The organism is Mesorhizobium sp. M0678 (assembly GCF_040320505.1).
Lineage (GTDB): Bacteria > Pseudomonadota > Alphaproteobacteria > Rhizobiales > Rhizobiaceae > Mesorhizobium.
Map to the genome: position 1 here is coordinate 102,846 of NZ_JAMYPT010000011.1, position 17,955 is coordinate 120,800.

23 protein-coding genes and 3 pseudogenes are annotated in these 17,955 nt (G+C 62.9%); 18 read left to right on the forward strand and 8 right to left on the reverse strand.

The annotated features are described in order from the left end of the window. The first annotated feature begins 37 nt into the window (after positions 1–37). Positions 38–1,294, forward strand: a complete 1,257-nt coding sequence (ilvA, locus tag NKI29_RS20585) for a threonine ammonia-lyase IlvA (RefSeq protein ID WP_023674785.1) — start codon at positions 38–40, stop codon at positions 1,292–1,294. Beyond that, positions 1,291–1,863, forward strand: a complete 573-nt coding sequence (locus tag NKI29_RS20590; RefSeq protein WP_031211246.1) for a DUF1697 domain-containing protein — start codon at positions 1,291–1,293, stop codon at positions 1,861–1,863. The genes ilvA and NKI29_RS20590 overlap by 4 nt, the downstream gene beginning before the upstream one ends. An 8-nt stretch (positions 1,864–1,871) precedes the next feature. Here the strand turns inward: NKI29_RS20590 and NKI29_RS20595 are convergent, their stop codons facing one another. After that, positions 1,872–2,165 (reverse strand): DUF2218 domain-containing protein, encoded by a 294-nt coding sequence (locus NKI29_RS20595; RefSeq protein WP_023674787.1) that lies wholly within the window; start codon positions 2,163–2,165, stop codon positions 1,872–1,874. Positions 2,166–2,398: 233 nt separating this feature from the next. Continuing rightward, positions 2,399–3,292 carry a LysR family transcriptional regulator gene (locus NKI29_RS20600; RefSeq protein ID WP_352570888.1) on the reverse strand — a complete coding sequence of 298 codons (894 nt, stop codon included), beginning with the start codon at positions 3,290–3,292 and terminating at the stop codon, positions 2,399–2,401. 96 nt (positions 3,293–3,388) lie between these two features. Between NKI29_RS20600 and NKI29_RS20605 the strand changes: the two are divergent. From NKI29_RS20605 to NKI29_RS20630, 6 genes and pseudogenes are all read left to right on the forward strand, one after another. Next, positions 3,389–3,496, forward strand: a pseudogene (locus tag NKI29_RS20605) ((R)-mandelonitrile lyase); the annotation flags it as partial. Between the two features lie 28 nt (positions 3,497–3,524). Beyond that, complete coding sequence (locus NKI29_RS20610; RefSeq protein ID WP_023674789.1) at positions 3,525–3,857, forward strand: carboxymuconolactone decarboxylase family protein; 333 nt, start codon at positions 3,525–3,527, stop codon at positions 3,855–3,857. Positions 3,858–3,859: 2 nt separating this feature from the next. Beyond that, a pseudogene (locus NKI29_RS20615) lies at positions 3,860–4,822 on the forward strand (aldo/keto reductase); the annotation flags it as partial. Positions 4,823–4,874: 52 nt separating this feature from the next. After that, a complete protein-coding gene (locus tag NKI29_RS20620; RefSeq protein WP_352570890.1) occupies positions 4,875–5,639 on the forward strand; it encodes an SDR family NAD(P)-dependent oxidoreductase in 765 nt (254 codons plus the stop codon). A 17-nt stretch (positions 5,640–5,656) separates the two neighbouring features. Then, positions 5,657–5,857: pseudogene (locus NKI29_RS20625) on the forward strand (alcohol dehydrogenase catalytic domain-containing protein); the annotation flags it as partial. 13 nt (positions 5,858–5,870) lie between these two features. Continuing rightward, a complete protein-coding gene (locus tag NKI29_RS20630) occupies positions 5,871–6,251 on the forward strand; it encodes a DUF2255 family protein (RefSeq protein ID WP_023674792.1) in 381 nt (126 codons plus the stop codon). A gap of 105 nt (positions 6,252–6,356) precedes the next feature. Here NKI29_RS20630 and gloA read toward each other — a convergent pair whose 3' ends face one another. Next, positions 6,357–6,797 carry a lactoylglutathione lyase gene (gene gloA / locus NKI29_RS20635; protein ID WP_023674793.1) on the reverse strand — a complete coding sequence of 147 codons (441 nt, stop codon included), beginning with the start codon at positions 6,795–6,797 and terminating at the stop codon, positions 6,357–6,359. A 215-nt stretch (positions 6,798–7,012) separates the two neighbouring features. On the opposite strand from gloA, the gene NKI29_RS20640 reads away from it, so the two are divergent. The 4 genes from NKI29_RS20640 to NKI29_RS20655 all read left to right on the forward strand — a co-directional run bounded on the left by NKI29_RS20640 (position 7,013) and on the right by NKI29_RS20655 (position 9,488). Beyond that, positions 7,013–7,609, forward strand: coding sequence for a cold-shock protein (locus NKI29_RS20640; RefSeq protein ID WP_036238076.1), 597 nt, complete (start codon positions 7,013–7,015; stop codon positions 7,607–7,609). A gap of 19 nt (positions 7,610–7,628) precedes the next feature. After that, positions 7,629–8,192 carry a DUF192 domain-containing protein gene (locus tag NKI29_RS20645; protein ID WP_352570891.1) on the forward strand — a complete coding sequence of 188 codons (564 nt, stop codon included), beginning with the start codon at positions 7,629–7,631 and terminating at the stop codon, positions 8,190–8,192. Positions 8,193–8,212: 20 nt separating this feature from the next. Beyond that, a complete protein-coding gene (locus NKI29_RS20650; protein ID WP_352570892.1) occupies positions 8,213–8,980 on the forward strand; it encodes an alpha/beta fold hydrolase in 768 nt (255 codons plus the stop codon). Between the two features lie 136 nt (positions 8,981–9,116). Then, positions 9,117–9,488, forward strand: coding sequence for a hypothetical protein (locus NKI29_RS20655; protein ID WP_352472741.1), 372 nt, complete (start codon positions 9,117–9,119; stop codon positions 9,486–9,488). 42 nt (positions 9,489–9,530) lie between these two features. Here NKI29_RS20655 and NKI29_RS20660 read toward each other — a convergent pair whose 3' ends face one another. Then, entirely contained in the window at positions 9,531–10,145 is a 615-nt protein-coding gene (locus NKI29_RS20660) for an HD domain-containing protein (protein ID WP_352797101.1), read from the reverse strand. Between the two features lie 159 nt (positions 10,146–10,304). On the opposite strand from NKI29_RS20660, the gene cysE reads away from it, so the two are divergent. Together cysE and NKI29_RS20670 are read left to right on the forward strand one after the other, a co-directional pair. Then, positions 10,305–11,153, forward strand: a complete 849-nt coding sequence (cysE, locus tag NKI29_RS20665; RefSeq protein ID WP_023717455.1) for a serine O-acetyltransferase — start codon at positions 10,305–10,307, stop codon at positions 11,151–11,153. A 333-nt stretch (positions 11,154–11,486) separates the two neighbouring features. Further along, the gene (locus tag NKI29_RS20670; RefSeq protein WP_023674799.1) at positions 11,487–11,690 is read left to right on the forward strand and encodes a DUF3126 family protein; all 204 of its coding nucleotides are present in this window, start codon (positions 11,487–11,489) and stop codon (positions 11,688–11,690) included. Positions 11,691–11,955: 265 nt separating this feature from the next. On the opposite strand, the gene NKI29_RS20675 is transcribed toward NKI29_RS20670, so the two are convergent. Next, a complete protein-coding gene (locus NKI29_RS20675; protein ID WP_352797104.1) occupies positions 11,956–12,687 on the reverse strand; it encodes a hypothetical protein in 732 nt (243 codons plus the stop codon). 118 nt (positions 12,688–12,805) lie between these two features. On the opposite strand from NKI29_RS20675, the gene NKI29_RS20680 reads away from it, so the two are divergent. After that, on the forward strand, positions 12,806–13,150 hold the full coding sequence (locus tag NKI29_RS20680) for a DUF6949 family protein (protein WP_352570897.1): 345 nt from the start codon (positions 12,806–12,808) through the stop codon (positions 13,148–13,150). Between the two features lie 18 nt (positions 13,151–13,168). Then, entirely contained in the window at positions 13,169–13,696 is a 528-nt protein-coding gene (locus NKI29_RS20685; protein WP_352570898.1) for a gamma carbonic anhydrase family protein, read from the forward strand. Between the two features lie 219 nt (positions 13,697–13,915). Here NKI29_RS20685 and NKI29_RS20690 read toward each other — a convergent pair whose 3' ends face one another. From NKI29_RS20690 to NKI29_RS20700, 3 genes are all read right to left on the reverse strand, one after another. Beyond that, positions 13,916–14,515 (reverse strand): transglutaminase-like cysteine peptidase, encoded by a 600-nt coding sequence (locus tag NKI29_RS20690; RefSeq protein ID WP_198023528.1) that lies wholly within the window; start codon positions 14,513–14,515, stop codon positions 13,916–13,918. A gap of 262 nt (positions 14,516–14,777) precedes the next feature. Next, positions 14,778–15,395, reverse strand: a complete 618-nt coding sequence (locus NKI29_RS20695) for a PilZ domain-containing protein (RefSeq protein WP_352570899.1) — start codon at positions 15,393–15,395, stop codon at positions 14,778–14,780. A gap of 117 nt (positions 15,396–15,512) precedes the next feature. Next, positions 15,513–16,151 (reverse strand): PAS domain-containing protein, encoded by a 639-nt coding sequence (locus NKI29_RS20700; protein WP_352492545.1) that lies wholly within the window; start codon positions 16,149–16,151, stop codon positions 15,513–15,515. A 393-nt stretch (positions 16,152–16,544) separates the two neighbouring features. Here NKI29_RS20700 and NKI29_RS20705 point away from each other — a divergent pair, with 393 nt between their 5' ends. After that, positions 16,545–17,312 carry a rhomboid family intramembrane serine protease gene (locus tag NKI29_RS20705; RefSeq protein WP_352570900.1) on the forward strand — a complete coding sequence of 256 codons (768 nt, stop codon included), beginning with the start codon at positions 16,545–16,547 and terminating at the stop codon, positions 17,310–17,312. Between the two features lie 100 nt (positions 17,313–17,412). Then, positions 17,413–17,844, forward strand: a complete 432-nt coding sequence (locus NKI29_RS20710; RefSeq protein ID WP_023674810.1) for a CBS domain-containing protein — start codon at positions 17,413–17,415, stop codon at positions 17,842–17,844. The last annotated feature ends 111 nt before the right edge of the window (positions 17,845–17,955 follow it).

Consider the following 17,955-nt stretch of genomic DNA (forward strand, 5'->3'; position numbering starts at 1 on the left):
GGGACCGAACTCGCGTAGCCTGTGGGGTGCTCTTGCCATGACCAGTTTCTCCTCTCGCGTCGCTGCCGCCGCTGCGGCGATCCGCGAGATTTTTCCGGAGACGCCGCTGCAGGAAAACGACTATCTGTCGAAGAAGACCGGCGCGCGGGTGCTGCTGAAGCGCGAGGACCTGACGCCGGTGCGCTCCTACAAGATCCGCGGCGCCTTTAACTTCTTCCGCAAGGCGCTCGCTGCCGGTAACAATGCCGAGCTGTTCGTCTGCGCTTCGGCCGGCAATCATGCGCAGGGCTTTGCCTTCGTCTGCCGCCATTTCGGCAAGAAGGGCGTCGTCTTCATGCCGGTGACCACGCCGCAGCAGAAGATCGACAAGACGCGGCTGTTCGGCGGCGCGTTCGTCGAGATCAGGCTGGTCGGCGATTTCTTCGACGACTGCTATCGCGCCGCACTCGAATTCACCGAAACTGCCGGCGCCCACATGGTGCCGCCTTTCGACCACAAGGACATTATCGAAGGGCAGGCGACCGTCGCCTACGAGATATCAGGCCAGATGCCCGGCGCGCGCATGCCCGACATTGTCATGCTGCCGGTCGGCGGCGGCGGCCTGGCCGCCGGCGTCACCCATTATTTCGCCGACCAGCAGCGTGAAACACGCTTCGTCTTTTGCGAGCCGCTCGGCGCGCCGAGCCTGAGCGAGAGCCTCGCCACCGGAAAGCGGGTCAAGCTCGCCAAGGTCGACAATTTCGTCGACGGCGCAGCAGTGGCCGAGATCGGCCGCGAGCCGCTGCGCCACCTCAGGGAGTTTGCCGCCGACACCGTGCGGCTGATCCCGGAAAACCGGCTCTGCGCGACCATGATCGAAATGCTCAATGTCGAAGGCGTCGTGCTCGAGCCGGCCGGCGCGCTGGCGATCGATGCGCTCAAAGATTTTTCCAGGAAGGAAATCAGGGGCAAGACCATCGTTGCCGTGGTGTCGGGCGGCAATTTCGATTTCGAGCGGCTGCCGGATGTGAAGGAACGGGCGCTGCGCTTCGAGGGCTTGAAGAAATACTTCATCATCCGCTTTCCGCAACGGCCCGGCGCGCTGCGCGATTTCCTCGAATTGCTGGGTCCCGACGACGACATCGCCCGCTTCGAATATCTGAAGAAATCAGCGCGCAATTTCGGTTCGGTGCTGATCGGCATCGAAACCAAGGACCGCCGCAATTTCGACCTGCTCAAGGCGAATTTCGACGCCGAGAGCGTCCATTACCAGGACATCACCGACAACGAGACGCTCGCCGGGTTCATCATATGAGCAGCAACGATCTTCCGAACGCTCCGGCGAACGTTTTTATCGCGCTGTTTTCCGGCATCAATGTCGGCGGCAACCGCATCGTCAAGATGGCGGAACTCAGGTCATTTTTTGAGCAGCTCGGCTTCTCCGATGTCGCCACCTATGTGCAGAGCGGCAACGCCGTGTTCCGGTCGCCAGATGGCGATGCGGCGACGCTGACCAAGCGGTTGGAAGCGGAATTCGAGAAGAAATGGGGGTTCCATTCACGCATCATGGTGCGCGATCTCGGCTGGCTCGAGCGGCTGGCGGCGGACAATCCCTATCCGGAAGTGGCCGGCGAGCCGACGAAGCTGCATGCCTATGCGCTGGAGCGCCGGCCGACCGCCGAGGAGGTCGCCCGGCTGGCGGAAAAATGCACCGGGCCAGAACGCTTCGAGATCAAGGGCGACGTGCTCTACCTGCATGCGCCTGACGGGCTCGGCAAATCGGTGTTTGCCAATCTCATTCCGCGCGTTCTGAAGGTGCCGGGCACGGCGCGTAATTGGCGCACCGTGCTGATGCTGCTGGACATGGCCAAGGCCGGCGGTTGACAGGTCGTCTACGCGGCCGGAGCGCGTTTCCAGTCGAATGCCAGCGCTTCACGGAAGGCGAAGCGCTTGATGTGCTCGGCGACGACCGTTTCCAGGCGCTCGAGCGAGCCGGCTTCATCGGTCGTCACCGCAATGTGCAGCGCAGCCGGGTCGGCATCGAGAACCGTGCGGCCGAGCGTCAGATCGATGGTGCCGTGGTTCGGGTCGAATTCGACGGGAAACTTGTGCGCCCAATGTTTGCACAGCTGCTGCAGATAGCGGCTGGCGTGTTCGGTGGCGACGTCGACATGGCTGGTCGGCATAAATGAATTCTCCTGGGGCACGCCCCTGTTGGCGTGATTGGGCGCCAGCCTGGGAGGCGGGCGCGACAATCGGATAGATAGGTGCCGCCTCGCGGATCGGCAAAGGCTGCCGGACGCATCCGTCCCCAGGCGGGGCCAAAACTCGCGACACATCGGCGCCAGACGCGGACCGCGCGAACGAACGTGCTCGCGATCATTAACTCGGGTCGATTGACCGCCGATCTTCTCCCGCGTCAGCCCCGGTATCGCAGGGTCTCCACAACGATGCTGAACGCAGGCGTCGGCTGGCGTCGGCTCGGGTAATAGAGGTGATATCCCGAATAGGGCGGGGTCCAGTCCGAGAGCATTTGGACGAGTTGGCCGCTGTCGAGGTAGGGCTGAACCTGGCCCTGCGGCAAGTAAGTCACGCCGAAACCATCCAGAGCGGCTTGCAACATCGGATTCCCGCTGTTGAACGTCAGTTGTCCGTCGACGCGCACCCGCAGCTCCCGGCCGTTCTTCTCAAATTCCCAGGCATAAAGTCCGCCATAGGTCGGCAGGCGAAGATTGATGCAGTCGTGGCTCGTCAGATCCTGAGGCGTTCGCGGCATTGGGCGTTCGGCGAAGTAGGACGGCGCCGCGACCGCTGCCATGCGCAAAATCGGCCCGATGGGTACGGCGATCATGTCCTTGGCCACCATCCCGCCGAGCCGCACGCCGGCGTCGTATTGCTCCGCGACGATATCGGTCAGGCCGTAGTCGATGACGATCTCCAATTTTATGTCGGGATAGCGCGGAAGCAGCTTGTGAAGCGCGGGCCAGAGCACGGCCCCAACGGCATATTCATCCGTCGTAATACGGATGTTGCCGGCCGGCTTCTCCCGCAATTCGCTGAGCGCCGCGAGTTCGAAGTCGATCTCCGCGAACCGCGGAGCCAAGGTCCGAAGGAGGCGTTCACCCGCCTCTGTCGTCGTCACGCTGCGGGTCGTCCGCGTGAGCAGCCGAACTCCCAGCCGCTCTTCGAGCGTACGCATCCCGTGGCTCAGGGCGGATGGAGAGATGGCGAGCTTGGCGGCGGCCCGAGTGAAACTTCGCTCGCTCGCGACCATGACGAAGGCGGCAAGATCGTTGAGGTTCGCTCGAGCCATTGCTGAATCTCACTCACAAGTACATGCACAAACTAGCACCTAATCGCATGATTGGGCGACCCTTATATTGCTTGCGAGCAGAACAGCCTGCCACACAACTGGCACGGCGCGACGCCCACGACGGCGATGACCCATCTTCCCGTCACCGAAGCCCTCGACGGCAAGGCGGTCGAGTGGACGGAGAAAGTGACGGATGAGGAATATCTCGCCGGCCCACCAAGGAGAGTCTCCGATGAGCGAAAAGCCCAAAGCCTTCTGCAGTCCGTTTGGGGACATCGCTTCCGCGCTCGCGGGCTACACCGATGACGTTCTGTTCGGCGATGTCTGGAAGCGGCCCGGCCTGTCGCCGCGCGACCGCAGCCTGATCTCAGTGGCGACGCTGATCGCCCTCTACCGGACAAACGAGCTGCCGTTCCACCTGAAATTTGCGTTCCAGAACGGCGTCACGCGCGACGAACTGGTCGAGACGATCACCCATCTCGCCTTCTACGCCGGCTGGCCCACCGCCAGCACGGCGGTCGGAATCGCGCGCAAGGTCTTCGAAGAAACCGACGCGGGAGAATGAGAATGCTGAACCGCACGCTCGGTGACAGCGGCCTTGTGGTCTCGGCCATCGGGCTGGGCTGCATGGGCCTGAATTATCACCGTGGCCCGGCTCCAGACCGTCAGGAGACGATCGCGCTCGTCCGGGCGGCGGTCGAGCGCGGTGTCACCTTCTTCGACACCGCCGAGGTATATGGTCCGTTCACCAATGAGGAACTCGTGGGGGAGGCGCTGGAGCCGTTCCGCAAGGACGTCGTCATCGCCACCAAGTTCGGCCACGACTTCAGTCGCTGCAGATCCAGCGGGCTCGATAGCCGCCCCGAACGCATCCGGCAAGCGGCCGAAGGGTCGCTGAAGCGGCTGCGGGTCGATGCGATCGACCTGTTCTATCAGCACCGGGTCGATCCCGACGTCCCGATCGAGGACGTCGCCGGCGCGATGAAGGACCTGATCGCGCAAGGCAAGGTCAAGCAGTTCGGTCTCAGCGAGGCAGGCGCCTCGACCATCCGCCGCGCCCATGCGGTTCAGCCGGTCGCGGCGATCCAGAGCGAATATTCCCTGTGGTGGCGTGAGCCCGAGGCGGAGGTGTTGCCCGCTTGCGAGGAACTGGGGATCGGCTTCGTCCCTTACAGCCCGCTGGGCAGGGGCTTCCTCACCGGCAAGATCGACGAAACCACCAGCTTCGGCGGTAACGACAACCGCGCCAGCTTGCCGCGCTTTACGCCCGAGGCCCGCAAGGCGAACCGCCCCGTGGTCGACCTGCTGGAAAGAATCGGCGCGCAGAAACGCGCGACGCCCGCACAGATCGCGCTCGCCTGGCTGCTGGCGCAAAAGCCCTGGATCGTCCCAATCCCAGGCACCACCAAGCTCAACCGGCTCGAGGAGAACATCGCCGCGGCAGGGATCGAGCTCTCGCCCGACGATCTACGGCACATCGAGGACGCTGCCGCGCAAATCACCGTGCAAGGCGACCGAGGCGGAGCTCACGCGGCGTTAGCGGCGCACACGCCGAACCGACACATTTACAGGAGATATTTCCATGAACATTGCATTCGAGGGGAGGGTCGCGCTGGTGACAGGCGCGGCGTCCGGACTGGGCCTCGCCACAGCGAAAGCCTTCGCGGAATCGGGGGCGTCCGTCGCGCTCGCCGACTGGAACGAAGACGCGGTGCGTGCTGCGGTCGATGAACTGACCGCTCAAGGCCATAAGGTCCTCGCCATTCGTTGCGATGTCGCCGATGACGCACAGGTCGAAGCCATGGTCGCGCATACGGTCGCGGCCTTCGGCCGGCTCGATGCCGCCTACAACAATGCGGGCGTGCAGAATGTCCTCGCGGAAACGGCCGACGCCACCCGGGAAGATTACGACCGAGTCATGGGGATCAATCTCCGCGGCGAATGGAGCTGCATGAAATTCGAACTGCAGCAGATGCGCAACCAGGGTAGCGGCGCGATCGTCAATTGCTCTTCACTCGGGGGACTTGTGGGAGGTGCCGAGCGCGGGATCTACCATGCCGCCAAGCACGGAGTGCTTGGGTTCACCAAGAGCGCGGCTCTCGAATATGCAGCACGCGGCATCCGTATCAACGCCATATGCCCAGGGCTCATTTGGACGCCGATGGCCGACCAGATGGTGGCCGGCGGTCAGGGCGATGCGCTCAGGGCGATGGAAAAGAGCATTCCGATGGGACGGGTTGGCCGCCCCGAGGAAATTGCGAATGCAGTCCTGTGGCTCTGCAGCGACGCTGCGAGCTATGTGACCGGCCAGTCCATCTCGGTGGACGGCGGTTTTGTCATGCGCTGAAGAGGACGAGGAAAACCATGCAAGGAGCAGTTCTATACGGTCCGGGAGACGTGCGTTTCGAGGACCGTGCCGAGCCGAAAATCCTGGCCTCGACCGATGCCATCATCCGGATCGCGGCGACCTGCGTATGCGGGTCGGACCTCTGGCCCTACCGCGGCCTGCAAGCGTCCTCCGGGCCGACACCGATGGGACATGAATATTGCGGACTCGTCGAAGAGGGGAGGCCCAGACATGACGAGATGGTCTGAAGACGAATTGCGCGAGATCGCCGAAGCCGACAACTTGCACATTGCGCCGTTCAGGGAAGATGGCGTGACATATGGCACCCCAACCTGGATCTGGTCCGTGGCAGTCGACGGCGTCCTCTATGCGCGCGGCTACAATGGACAGGACTCACGATGGTACCAAGCCGCCATCCGGCAGAAGGGCGGACGGATCATCGCCGCTCGCATGACGAAGGACGTCGCCTTCGAGCCGGTCGACGGGCCGATCAACGACCGTATCGATGACGCCTATCGGGCGAAGCATCGCGGAAACCCGTACCTTAGCCCGATGATCGGTGCGCGCGCTCGGTCCGCCACCGTCAGGATTGTACCGCTGCTGCCTGAGTAGCAAGCTCACCGAAGGACCACGGCTCACCAGCCAAAGGCTTGCCGAGCGATCCTCCCCATTAGACACAACCCGCCCAGCAATGCCGGCTCAAGATGGCGTGATCGGTTACCAGCTGCCGGTGTTCGGCATCGACGCCCACGGCTCGGCCTTCGGCTTGGCCGGACCTTTCTGCAACAGCTCGATCGAGATGCCGTCCGGCGATTTGACGAACGCCATGTTGCCGTCGCGCGGCGGCCGGTTGATGGTAACGCCATTGTCCATCAGCCGCTGACAGGTGGCGTAGATGTCGTCGACCTCATAGGCGAGATGGCCGAAATTGCGGCCGCCCTTGTAGTCTTCCGGGTCCCAATTGTAGGTCAGCTCGACCAGCGGCGCTTTCTCGCTGATGCCGCTTTGCTCGTCTTCGGGGGCGGCGAGGAAGATCAGCGTGTAGCGGCCCTGCTCGTTTTCATGGCGGCGCACTTCCTTGAGGCCAAGCTTGTTGCAGTAGAAATCGAGCGAAGCATCGATGTCGGCGACGCGGACCATGGTGTGCAGATAGCGCATGATTTCCTCCTTATGTTGCGTTGCGGCGCAACATAGGGGCGGCCCGGCCAAAGGGCAATTGGCCACGTTTGCCGGCGCCGGCAAACGGCAAATCCGCTATTCCTGTATGGAACCGTGAAAAAAGGCACGTCAGGTCTTGCACACACCGGAAGCCGCGGTGTTAATCTGATACCAAGAATCAGTTGCAGTGTTTCTTGAAAAAAGGGGGCGTTCTTATGGGGGAAAAGGCCTCTTTCATGGGGCGGGACGGGGCCGGTAACGATACGTTGAAGCGGGATGAGAGCGCCGATACGGCCGATCTCGTCGAAATCGCCGGCGCCATCAAATGGTTCGACGTGGCCAAGGGCTACGGTTTCATCCTTCCCGATGATGGTACTTCGGGCGACATCCTCCTCCATGTGACATGCCTTCGAAAGGATGGTTTTCAGACCGCCCTGGAAGGCGCCCGTGTCGTCTGCCTGGTCAAGCAGGGCGAGCGCGGGCTGCAGGCCTTCCGCGTGCTCTCGATGGATGTCACCACGGCGGTGCATCCGGCGGAGCTACAGGAGCAGCGCACCCATGTCGCGGTGACGCCGGAAAGCGGCCTCGAACGGGCGCTGGTCAAATGGTTCAACCGTACCAAGGGGTTCGGCTTTCTGACCCGGGGCGAGGGCACCGAGGACATTTTCGTCCACATGGAGACGCTGCGCCGCTACGGCATCACCGAACTCCGGCCGGGCCAGGTGGTGCTGGTCCGCTTCGGACGCGGCGACAAAGGCCTTATGGCTGCCGAAATTCACCCCGATATGGGTACCTTGCCGGTCTCGCATTAGTTCCGGCCGAGGATTTCATATGGCTCACAGGAACCGGCTGACGGCGGGCGCGCTCTGCGCCGGGATTTTCCTCATCGTCGCCGCAAGTGCGTTCTTCTATTTTCAGCAACCGAGTTCCGCCGACGGCAAGGCGATGATCCTTCCCGTCGACCCGGCGCCGCTGGTCGCGGTGACGAAGGCCGGCGAGCGTTCTTTTTCGGTCGAAATCGCCGACACGCCCGCCGAGCGCGAGGCCGGCCTGATGTTCCGCCACCACATGGCCGACAATCACGGCATGCTGTTCGTGTTCGGTGCGCCGCAGGATGTGAGCTTCTGGATGAAGAATACGCCGATGCCGCTCGACTTGGTCTTCGTCGGCCAGGACGGCCGGATCCGGGCGATCAGGCAAGGCGAGCCGCAGTCGGAGGCGATCATCTCGCCGGACGAGCCGGTGCGCTTCGTACTCGAGCTCAAGGCAGGCACCGCCGCCAAAAAGGGCATTGAGGACGGCGACCTGCTGCGCCATCCGGCCATCGGCACGGCGCCGGGGCCGGCCATGCCGCCGCCCGACAAGGGCGATGCGCCGAGTGTCGATTCCGACTGAGCGGGCAGGATCTTCGGCCGATGCAGTTCTTCTCCCATGACGGTTTCGACCTTGCTTTCCTTGACCGCCAGCCGGCATCGGGGCAGGGCGATCCGGTGCTGATGATCCACGGCTTTGCCTCGAGCCATTACGTCAACTGGGTGTCGCCCGGCTGGTTCAAGGCGCTGAACGACGCCGGCTACCGTGCCATCGCCTTTGACAATCGCGGCCATGGGTCGTCGTCGAAGAGCTATGACGAAGCCGACTACACGCCGGCAAAAATGGCGTCGGACGCGGCAGCGCTTTTGAACCATCTCGGCATCGAACGCGCTCATGTCATGGGTTATTCGATGGGCGCGCGCATATCGGCCTTCCTGGCGCTCTCCGACCCGGAGAAGGTGGCGACGCTGGTCTTCGGCGGTCTCGGCGTCGGCATGGTCGACGGCGTCGGCGACTGGGATCCGATAGCCGACGCCCTTCTGGCCGACGATCCGGCAGGCACCAGCGATCCGCGCGGCCGCTCGTTCCGCGCCTTCGCCGATCAGACCCGCAGCGATCGCCGGGCGCTCGCCGCCTGCATCGCCACCTCACGCGAATTGCTGAGCGAGGCCGACATTGCCCGCATTGCCCAGCCGACCTTGATTGCGGTGGGAACCAAGGACGACATCGGCGGCTCGCCGGATGAACTCGCCGCTTTGATGCCCAACGCCAGGGCTTTTCACATCGAAGGCCGCGACCATATGCTGGCGGTCGGCGACAAGACCTTCAAGCAGCGCGTGCTGGAGTTTTATGCCGAGCATCGGTTTTGACGGATGGCTCCCCAAAAGCGGCCATTGGGCCTGAAGCTGGGGTTCTTAGCGGTTTTGCAACTCTACGGGGGTAACTAAGCGTCACGCGTGGATCGGTTCAAACCCGCCACGCGCTGAACGAGGGGCAGAGGGTACGATGGCACAATGGGGAAGAAGCGACGCCGCTTTGCTGGGCGTCGTTGCGAAAAGCAGGTTCGGCGAATGGTCCGTTGTTCTAGCGCTGGCTGCATTGGTGGCAGGCGCGATGGCGATCACCGCGTTGATGGCAATGCCGAGCGACGCGTCCGTGCTTATCCAGCACAGTGTGACAGGCTTCTTCATGGCGGTATTTTTCCTGGTCGGGCCATTGGCGCATCTTACCGGCGCGGTCTTCGGGCTGATGGCGCTGGGTCGTCCAAACGACAATCGTTTGCTCGGCCTGGCTGGCATCGTGGTCAACGGCGCGTCGCTTGCCGCCGGGGTGTTTATGCTGTGGGCCATGGCATCGACCATAGGCGCGTTTACGTGATTTCGGGCAAATCTTCCGGACGCAAGTGGCCGACGCGTCGGGCTACGATCGGCGCGGGCTGTGCCCCAGCGCCCTGAGCGAGCGCGCCATGTTATGCCGGGCCTGGGTTTCGAAGCGCCGGCGGAACTCCTTGCTGTGGAAGACATGCGGGCGGGCGAGGAAGCCATTCAGGACTGCGGCACGGCCGGCCCGCCACATCGGCTCATCGACCCACCTATATTCGCGGCGGACCGCCTGTTCATAAGCGTCGAACACGTCGGGCGCAGCACCCAGGATCGCCAGGTCCATGTCGAGGAACAGCGCCGCGTCACGAACCGAATGCTGGTCGCCAAGGGGCGGCAATTCGTGGCCGGCAGTGGCAGTGATCATCGCCGCGATGCGACCGATGCGTTGTGCATCGGCGCGGCCGGCGAGCTTTTCCTCGGCAAGTGCGGCACTCCTCGCCTCATTGTCCTTGGCGCGGCTGTCGTAGATCGCGTCGTGGAACCAGATCGCTGCCTCGACTGCTTCAGGATCATGCAACAACGCCTTGTAATCATTGGCCAGCGCCAGCGTCGCCTCGATGTGGCCAAGGTCGTGGTAGTGGCGATCTTCGGCCTCATAGAGCGCGGAAAGCTCGCGCTTCAGGGTCTCGTCCATCAAGGTTGCGTTTTCCATGGCTGCTTGAAATTCCGCCAACCAAATCCATTTCACGAAGCACTAAGGAAAATTGAGTTCACCCGTGCTATGATCTGGCTTATAGGTGCGGCCGGAGAATAGGCAAGCCGCCAACCGAGACATTGGATGGCCGAGACATTGGATGGCCGGAGACATCAGATGAACAGCGTTACGATTTCCCGTCCCACCAGGGTGCAGCCGGTAGATCCGATCTGGCGTTCGATCCGCGACGAAGCGATGGAAGCGGTCAACCGCGATCCGCTGCTGGCGGCGTTCCTCTATTCGACCATCCTCAATCAGGAAAACCTGGAAGAAGCGGTCATTCACCGGCTGGCCGAGCGCCTCGCCCATCAGGACATCGGCTCCGACCTCATCCGCCAGACGTTCAAGGCGATGGCGGCCGACGACAAGGACTGGTCGACGACGGTGCGCGTCGATATCCAGGCCTATTACGACCGTGATCCGGCATGCGACCGCTTCATCATGCCGGTGCTCTACTTCAAGGGTTTTCACGCCATCCAGACGCACCGGCTGGCGCATTGGCTGTGGAACCAGGGCCGCCAGGACTTCGCGCTGTATCTGCAGAGCCGGTCGTCCTCGGTGTTCCAGACCGACATCAATCCGGCTGCCCGCATCGGCAAGGGCATCTTCCTCGACCACGCCACCGGCCTCGTCGTCGGCCAGACGGCGGTGATCGAGGACGACGTGTCGATCCTGCACGGCGTGACGCTGGGCGGCACCGGCAAGGCCGGCGGCGACCGCCATCCCAAGATCCGCTACGGCGTGCTGATCGGCGCCGGCGCCAAGATCCTCGGCAACATCGAGATCGGCCATTGCTCGAAGATCGCGGCCGGCTCGGTGGTGCTGTCGCCGGTACCGCACAACAAGACGGTTGCCGGCGTGCCGGCCCGCGTCGTCGGCGAGACCGGCTGCGACCAGCCTTCGCGGCAGATGGACCAGCTGTTGCCATCGCAGACGATGGACCACGTCGTCAGCTTCGACATCTGAGTGCTCGGGCAGGGGCTTGTCGCGTCGGACCAACTATCAATGTCGGCGCTGCCCCTCATCTGCCTGCCGGCATCTTCTCCCCGTATAGTGACGGGGAGAAGGGGCTGACTGCGGCCTCGGCACTGTTTCTGTAACGCTGGAGATTGGCGAAATTTTTTGCGAAGGCGGCCTTCTCCCCGTCACTATACGGGGAGAAGTGCCCGGCAGGGCGATGAGGGGCAGCGCAAACCTGAGGCGATTGCCCGTGTTCTCTCGCCGGCTTGCCTTTACATGGCCATTGTCGACGTGCCAGAAGCGCGCTCAAACGAAGAAGCCGACGATCGGAGAAGACTGTTGAAGCCGGACGAAATCAGAAAGCTGGACGCCTATTTCAAGCGCACCTTCCAGAACCCTAAACTCGAAGTGAAGGCGCGGCCGCGCAAGGAAGATTCGGCCGAGGTCTATGTCGGCGACGAGTTCCTCGGCATCGTCTTCAAGGACGAGGACGACGGCGATTATAATTTCTCGATGGCGATCCTCGACATCGATCTGGCCTGAGTTGGGAGTTTAGCTGGCCGCTACGCCTCAAGCGCTGCGGCGGTACGGAACCTTGCAGGACGCCGGCGGAACAGCGCCCTCCTCTGGCCTGCCGCCCATCTCCCCCACCTGGGGGGAGATTGGCAGCCTCGGCGCTGCACTCTTCCTGCAACATTGGAGACTGGCGAAAGCCAAGATGACGGCCGATCTCCCCCCTCGTGGGGGAGATGTCCGGTAGGACAGAGAGGGGCGCGAAGGATCGCTACGGAACGGCTCGTTTCGTTGCTTACCGCCCGGCCTTCAGCACACGTGCCGCCTCGCCCGAAATCGCCGCGTCGAGCCCCTGCCAGTCGCCCAGGAATTCCCGGGGGAAGCGGTAGGTAAGGCTGAGATTGTCGCCGACCAGGATGTCGCGTTCGCAGGGCGCCAGCGATTCGTCCGAGCTCGGGCCGCTCAGGCAGCGTGCGACGAACGGATCCTTGCCGGGGCGATCGGCGACCGCCAGCACTTCGTTCAGATAGCCTGATTTTTCGCTGAAGGCGTAAAGCGTGGTGCCGCCAGGGCCGGGCGTACCCGGCTTGGCGATCAGCGCGCTGTAGATCGGCGCGAAGCGGCCGCTCATGTCGCGCGACATCATCTGCGGCTCGAACGACAGGAAGACGATGTCCTTGCTGGGTCCGGTGTGGTTGAAGTCGTTGCGGGCAGCCTCGCTGTAGCCGTCCATCTCGGGATAGCGCAGATAGAGGTCGAGTCGCGAGGCGATGCCGTCGCGCCGGGCCTGGGCAAAGCGGATGACATTGGCCGGCACGGCGATGACGTTGTTGCCGATGACGACCTTGTGGACCGTGGTGTCGTCGGTGTACCCGGCCATGGCAATCGAGCGGCCGAACCATTTGCCGCCAAGGCTGATCGCCACCGAAAGCAGCGCCAGCGTCGCGAACGCATAAAACACTCGCTTCATCAGCGTCGAATCGACGACGCTGAGTTGCGGGCCCTCTGTGGCGGCTGCCTGCTTCATCGCGATCCTCATTTGCCGTCCCATCGGGTGTACCTGAACGGCACATCTCGGCGCGCACGGCTCTTGCTTCGCAGCTTTGCGGGCGACTGTGCGATTTCATGGTAAACGGAGGGTAAAGATGGGCCCGGTCGAACAAATCATATTCAGTTTTATGGCTGGGCTGACGGCTTGCGGCCTGACCGGATCGGTGATGGAGCTGATCGCCGGCCGTAGGCTTGCCTTCGTCCAGCCCTATGTATCGTCGAAGCACATGCTGCGCTCGCTCGCCACGACGGCTTGCGCCGGGCCGCTGATGTTCGCCAACGAGGCGCTGGACGCCTGGCGCGAGCGTCGCATCTCGGTGCTGGGGCTGATCTCCTGCGGCTGTACGGCGACCATCTGGGCGCTGGCGCTGGGCATGGTGGTGATCGCCATTGCGTCCTGGGCGGCTTCGCTTCTAGGGTCTGGCAGCTTGTCGGTGTGAGACGATCTGGAGACAGCAATGCCGATCTACGCGATTGACGGAAAAGCGCCCGCCTTCGAGGACGCCGACAGCAACTGGATCGCGCCCGATGCCACCCTGATCGGCAATATCAGCATTGGCCGCAATGCCGGCTTCTGGTTCGGCGTCGTCGTCCGCGGCGACGATGAGCCGATCGTCATCGGCGCCGACACAAATGTGCAGGAGCACACAATCATGCACACCGACGCCGGCTTTCCGCTGACCGTCGGCCAACGCTGCACGATCGGCCATCGCGCCTTGCTGCATGGCTGCACGATCGGCGACAACAGCCTGATCGGCATGGGCGCCATCGTGCTGAACGGCGCGAAGATCGGCAACAACTCGCTGGTCGGCGCCGGTGCGCTGGTCACCGAAGGCAAGCAATTTCCCGACAATTCGCTGATCGTCGGCTCGCCCGCGCGCGTCGTCAGGATGCTCGACGAGGCCGCAGTCGCCAGGCTGCGCGCCTCGGCCGCGCATTATGTGGCCAACGGGAAGAGGTTCAGGGCGGGGCTGAGGAAAGTGTAGCGCCAGTCAGTGAAGGCCGCCTATCGCAAGCCCGGAAATGGTGGAGCCGGCCCGGGGACGGGGCCGGCTCCTTAAACCCGGTCGTTGGGGACGGGGAGGGTGGGGACTCGACCGGGTTTCTCCTAAAGCGCGAAGTCATGCGACGCACTTAACCTCTGCTTTATGCATGTCGTTATCCCAAAACCGCTACGCGCTTTTGGGCGACATGCCTTGGCGTCCTCAGCGGACGCTGGCGACCGCGTCGGAGCGGCCGTCGTTGATCGTCACCCAGGCGCCGGAATTCCGCTCGGACTGGCGCTTCAGGTAGGTGTAGCCGGTATTGGTCCAGGACAGCACCTTGGGCTGGAGATTGTCGAGGATGAACTCGCCAAGGCTGGTGCGCACGGTCAGCACCGCATGGCCGTCGCCATTGCGCTGGCGCACCACCGTCATCAGCAGATCGCCGGCCGGCACGCCGATGCTCATCAGCTCGCGGCGCTTTTCCAGCGCATAGTCCTCGCAGTCGCCGAAGCCGCTATTGGGAAAGGACCAGACTTCCTCCTTGCCCCACATTTCCATGTCGGTGCGCGGCGCGACCCTGCTGTTGACCGAATTGTTGACCTTGACGATCGTTGCCCACAGCTTGCGGGTCAGCTCGACGGGTGCCCGGCCAGGCGTCCTCTGATTGCATTCCTGCGGAAGCTGCTGGCACAATTCGTAGTGTCCGACCGGCTGCGTGGTGCGGCCGCCGGTGTGCATGAAGGCCGGCTCCGCCGCGTTTACAGTCCCCCAACCGAAAAGCTGCATCGCTATTGCCGCCAGCAACAGCTTGCCCCTCATCCTGTTCATTATTCAGTCTCCCCGTTTGAGGAGACAATGACACGACTGGATTTATTTGACGCAAAAGTGCGAAGTAGACATTAAGTAAAACGCCAATAGAATAAACATAAAATTTGACGCAATTGAATATAGAATTGTTTAAGGATTCCAGCCGGGCATGTTCCCATGCTTCGTCGCACCGTTCGAACAGCCAGGATGGCGGGACAGAGGGGGGCGCGAAGGATCGCCAGCCTCTCTTCCCGATAGTGCTAACGCTTCCGCGTCAGCCGCGCGATGAGCTGAATTCGGTATCGAGCGTTTCCGGCCGCTGGATGACGGCGAACTCGATGGCGAGGCCATCTTCGAAATGCCGCACTATCTGGCCGCGCATGGTGCCCAGCGTCACCTGGACGCCGATGGCCGGCTTGACGTCGATCTCGATCGCCGCGCCCGACAGCGACAGGTCGATGATGCGGCACTGGTACTGGCGTCCGTCGGCAAGCTGCAGCACGCTCGTCGGGTTGCGCGGTGCGACGCGTTCATGGCGGCGGTCTTCCGGCAGGTCGAGCTCGTGCTTGTTGGCAAGCCAGGTCAGTTGCGCGGCGAGCTTGTCCCTCTTGCGCTCCGACGCGATGACGGTCATCGCAAAGCCATCCTGCAGTGTGCGGGTGATGACGCCTTCGATGCGGCCGATGTGATCGATGTAGGCAATGACCTTTTCGCCAGCCAGGCCGGCGCGCTCGGTGCGCAGCGCAACGTTGCCGGGCGACATGTCGACCACCTGGCAGGGATGTTCGGTGCGGTCTTCCAGCATGAAGCGTCCGTAAATTTTCACGCGGACGCGCTGAAAGTTACGCCTTTCAGCTTGGGACGGCGCATGGTCGACCGCCGCTGACCTCATCACTGCCATACCCCGTTCGGCATTCCGCGCATGGATGCGGGGAATTTCAGCGGAAAACTACAACAAAGCAGGTTAACAAAGGGGAAAGCCCGGCGCTGTTGCTTTAAGCTTTGGGCATCATTCCTCGCGTCCGCCGTCGAAGACGACCAGGTGACGGATGCGGCGAGCCTGGCCGAGCGCCGAAATCGTCTCGGGCGGGTCGAATTCCGATGGGGCGAGCGAGGGAACCTCTATCGCCGGCCGGTTCTTCAGGAACATCGGCTCCTTGTCGGGATCGACGACACGGATCGAATCGATCAAGGCGTCGAGAACCGGGTCGGCACCCAGCCAGAAGGGTTTTTCGACGGCGCTTATCACGCCGAGGCAGCGCGGGCTCTCGACACCGCCGTCGAGCGGCAGCGCGAGCAGCTCGAACCTGTTGGACCGGCCGTTGCGGCTGAAACCCTCATAGGTGATGAGCATCACCGATTTCAGGTCGAAGACGCCATCGGTCAGCTTCGAAATCAGTCGCTGGTCCTTCTCGCGCCACAGTGAAGGGAATGAAAACCCCTTGAGTTCGCGGCCATAGACCGCGCAGAGCCTGGTGCCGGCCAGCCGGAACACCGCTTCGCCGCGCGTGTCCTTTTCCAGGATGAACGTGTCGGCCAGCAGCGACTTGATATCGGCCGGTTCGACTTCCGAGCGTTTCGGGGCAGGGCGTCCGTCACGCAACCGGTTCCAATAATGGAACAGCGTGATCGATCCGGTCTGGTTCATGCTAATGCTGCTCCGCGCATTCTGTCTTCTGATGTCCCATCGGTGAACAGAAGGGCGCCCTCCGAAGACCTACATGCGTTGCGGAGCAGGATGCGTGCCAGCATCGTTAATACTTGTTCACGGGTCGGGGCGGTTAAGGTTAACAACTGGTTTACGTTGCGCGCCTGCCAGCCCTGTGGCACACCAAAACCACTCCAGAAGCGGTCGTTTTGCGACGATCGGCAGCACTTCAGTCAAGAGTTCAGGGGGAGCAAGGGGGCTCGACCAGCCGTTCAAGGGAAACCTTGGACGGCTTCTTTTTTTGATTCGGGGCTGCTGATTCGCCGTTTGTGATTCGGTTGGCCGTGATCTACATGCTCGCCAAGTCCAATCCAGCGACTGAGTGCAAGCCATATGAGCGACCCAGAAAGCCCACCGGAGATCGAGCAGGGCGAGAGCGGGCCTGTCGCCCGCGAACCGGAGCGCCGCGAACCGGTGTTCAACCTGCCGCCCGTGGTGCTGGCGGTGATCGGCATCTGCGTCGCGGTCCATCTGATCCGGGTCTATTGGCTGACCGACGACCAGGACTTCGAACTGCTTGTCCGGGCTGCCTTTGTCCCGATCCGCTATTCCGGCCGCTTCGATCTGGATTTCTTCGCGTTTTCGAGCCCTTTTACCTATGCCTTCCTGCATGGCGGCTTTGCCCATCTTGCCATCAACATGGTGTGGCTCGCGGCCTTCGGCTCACCGTTGGCCAACCGCTTCGGCGCGCTGCGCTTCAGCCTGTTCTTCGCCGCGACCGGACTGGCGGCGGTGGCGCTGTTCTGGGCCATGCACCCGCTTGGCGAGGCCCCGCTGGTCGGCGCCTCCGGCGCGATTTCCGGCATGATGGGCGCCGCGGCACGCTACGGCTTCCGCATCGACCGCTCGTCGGGCAAGGCCGCCTTCGCCGGCCGGCCTTTGCCGATGGCGGCGGTGCTGCGCTCGCGCGGCGTCGTCACCTTTCTCGCCATGTGGATGGTGATCAACCTCGCGACCGGCCTCTTCGGCCTGGCGCCTGGCATTGACGGCCAGATCGCCTGGGAAGCCCATATTGGCGGTTTTCTTGCCGGCTTCTTCGGCCTGCGGTTTTTTGATCGGCGAGAGCAGGTGCCCCGGCAGGCGGACGAGCCGGAGACCTGAGACCGCCGCACTTGAAAAGCAACCGATCGCGGCGCACGATGTTCATCCCAGGGAAAGCCGGCCAGGGCAGGAGCCGGCAGGAAATGCAGAGGAGGACGCCATGACTGTTAAGGCAATTCTCGAGGCAAAAGGCCACGACGTGGTGACGCTCGGGCCGAACGAAAAGCTCAGCGAAGCCATCCGCATGCTTTCCGAACACAGGATCGGCGCGCTGGTCATCACCAACGGCGATCACAAGATCGTCGGCATTCTTTCCGAGCGCGATGTGGTGCGGGTTCTCGCCAAGGAGGGGGCGGCGGCGCTCGACCTTGCCGTCCGCTCGGCGATGACGCCCAAGGTGAAGATCTGCAATGAGAACCACACCGTCAACGAGGTCATGGAGATCATGACCAAGGGCCGCTTCCGCCATCTGCCGGTGGAGAAGAACGGGCTGCTCGACGGCATCGTGTCGATCGGCGACGTGGTCAAGCGCCGCATCGAGGATGTCGAGCGCGAGGCCGAGGAGATCAGGGCCTATATCGCCACGGCATAGGTGACGGCGGCCGGGTTGCCGGCAGTTCGATTTTTCAAGCTGCTATCGCAGTTCGTCGCGGCAGGTGCGGGCCTGTGCCGCGTCGGCGCGTGCGGCTTTGCGCTTGTCTCT

What these genes read in the sequence shown, in the direction of transcription:
- ilvA (WP_023674785.1), top strand. Translation starts at nt 38, where the DNA reads ATGACCAGTTTCTCCTCTCGCGTCGCTGCCGCCGCTGCGGCGATCCGC.
- NKI29_RS20590 (WP_031211246.1), top strand. Translation starts at nt 1,291, where the DNA reads ATGAGCAGCAACGATCTTCCGAACGCTCCGGCGAACGTTTTTATCGCG.
- NKI29_RS20595 (WP_023674787.1), bottom strand. Translation starts at nt 2,165, where the DNA reads ATGCCGACCAGCCATGTCGACGTCGCCACCGAACACGCCAGCCGCTAT.
- NKI29_RS20600 (WP_352570888.1), bottom strand. Translation starts at nt 3,292, where the DNA reads ATGGCTCGAGCGAACCTCAACGATCTTGCCGCCTTCGTCATGGTCGCG.
- NKI29_RS20610 (WP_023674789.1), top strand. Translation starts at nt 3,525, where the DNA reads ATGAGCGAAAAGCCCAAAGCCTTCTGCAGTCCGTTTGGGGACATCGCT.
- NKI29_RS20620 (WP_352570890.1), top strand. Translation starts at nt 4,875, where the DNA reads ATGAACATTGCATTCGAGGGGAGGGTCGCGCTGGTGACAGGCGCGGCG.
- NKI29_RS20630 (WP_023674792.1), top strand. Translation starts at nt 5,871, where the DNA reads ATGACGAGATGGTCTGAAGACGAATTGCGCGAGATCGCCGAAGCCGAC.
- gloA (WP_023674793.1), bottom strand. Translation starts at nt 6,797, where the DNA reads ATGCGCTATCTGCACACCATGGTCCGCGTCGCCGACATCGATGCTTCG.
- NKI29_RS20640 (WP_036238076.1), top strand. Translation starts at nt 7,013, where the DNA reads ATGGGGGAAAAGGCCTCTTTCATGGGGCGGGACGGGGCCGGTAACGAT.
- NKI29_RS20645 (WP_352570891.1), top strand. Translation starts at nt 7,629, where the DNA reads ATGGCTCACAGGAACCGGCTGACGGCGGGCGCGCTCTGCGCCGGGATT.
- NKI29_RS20650 (WP_352570892.1), top strand. Translation starts at nt 8,213, where the DNA reads ATGCAGTTCTTCTCCCATGACGGTTTCGACCTTGCTTTCCTTGACCGC.
- NKI29_RS20655 (WP_352472741.1), top strand. Translation starts at nt 9,117, where the DNA reads ATGGCACAATGGGGAAGAAGCGACGCCGCTTTGCTGGGCGTCGTTGCG.
- NKI29_RS20660 (WP_352797101.1), bottom strand. Translation starts at nt 10,145, where the DNA reads ATGGAAAACGCAACCTTGATGGACGAGACCCTGAAGCGCGAGCTTTCC.
- cysE (WP_023717455.1), top strand. Translation starts at nt 10,305, where the DNA reads ATGAACAGCGTTACGATTTCCCGTCCCACCAGGGTGCAGCCGGTAGAT.
- NKI29_RS20675 (WP_352797104.1), bottom strand. Translation starts at nt 12,687, where the DNA reads ATGAAGCAGGCAGCCGCCACAGAGGGCCCGCAACTCAGCGTCGTCGAT.
- NKI29_RS20680 (WP_352570897.1), top strand. Translation starts at nt 12,806, where the DNA reads ATGGGCCCGGTCGAACAAATCATATTCAGTTTTATGGCTGGGCTGACG.
- NKI29_RS20685 (WP_352570898.1), top strand. Translation starts at nt 13,169, where the DNA reads ATGCCGATCTACGCGATTGACGGAAAAGCGCCCGCCTTCGAGGACGCC.
- NKI29_RS20690 (WP_198023528.1), bottom strand. Translation starts at nt 14,515, where the DNA reads ATGAGGGGCAAGCTGTTGCTGGCGGCAATAGCGATGCAGCTTTTCGGT.
- NKI29_RS20695 (WP_352570899.1), bottom strand. Translation starts at nt 15,395, where the DNA reads ATGAGGTCAGCGGCGGTCGACCATGCGCCGTCCCAAGCTGAAAGGCGT.
- NKI29_RS20700 (WP_352492545.1), bottom strand. Translation starts at nt 16,151, where the DNA reads ATGAACCAGACCGGATCGATCACGCTGTTCCATTATTGGAACCGGTTG.
- NKI29_RS20705 (WP_352570900.1), top strand. Translation starts at nt 16,545, where the DNA reads ATGAGCGACCCAGAAAGCCCACCGGAGATCGAGCAGGGCGAGAGCGGG.
- NKI29_RS20710 (WP_023674810.1), top strand. Translation starts at nt 17,413, where the DNA reads ATGACTGTTAAGGCAATTCTCGAGGCAAAAGGCCACGACGTGGTGACG.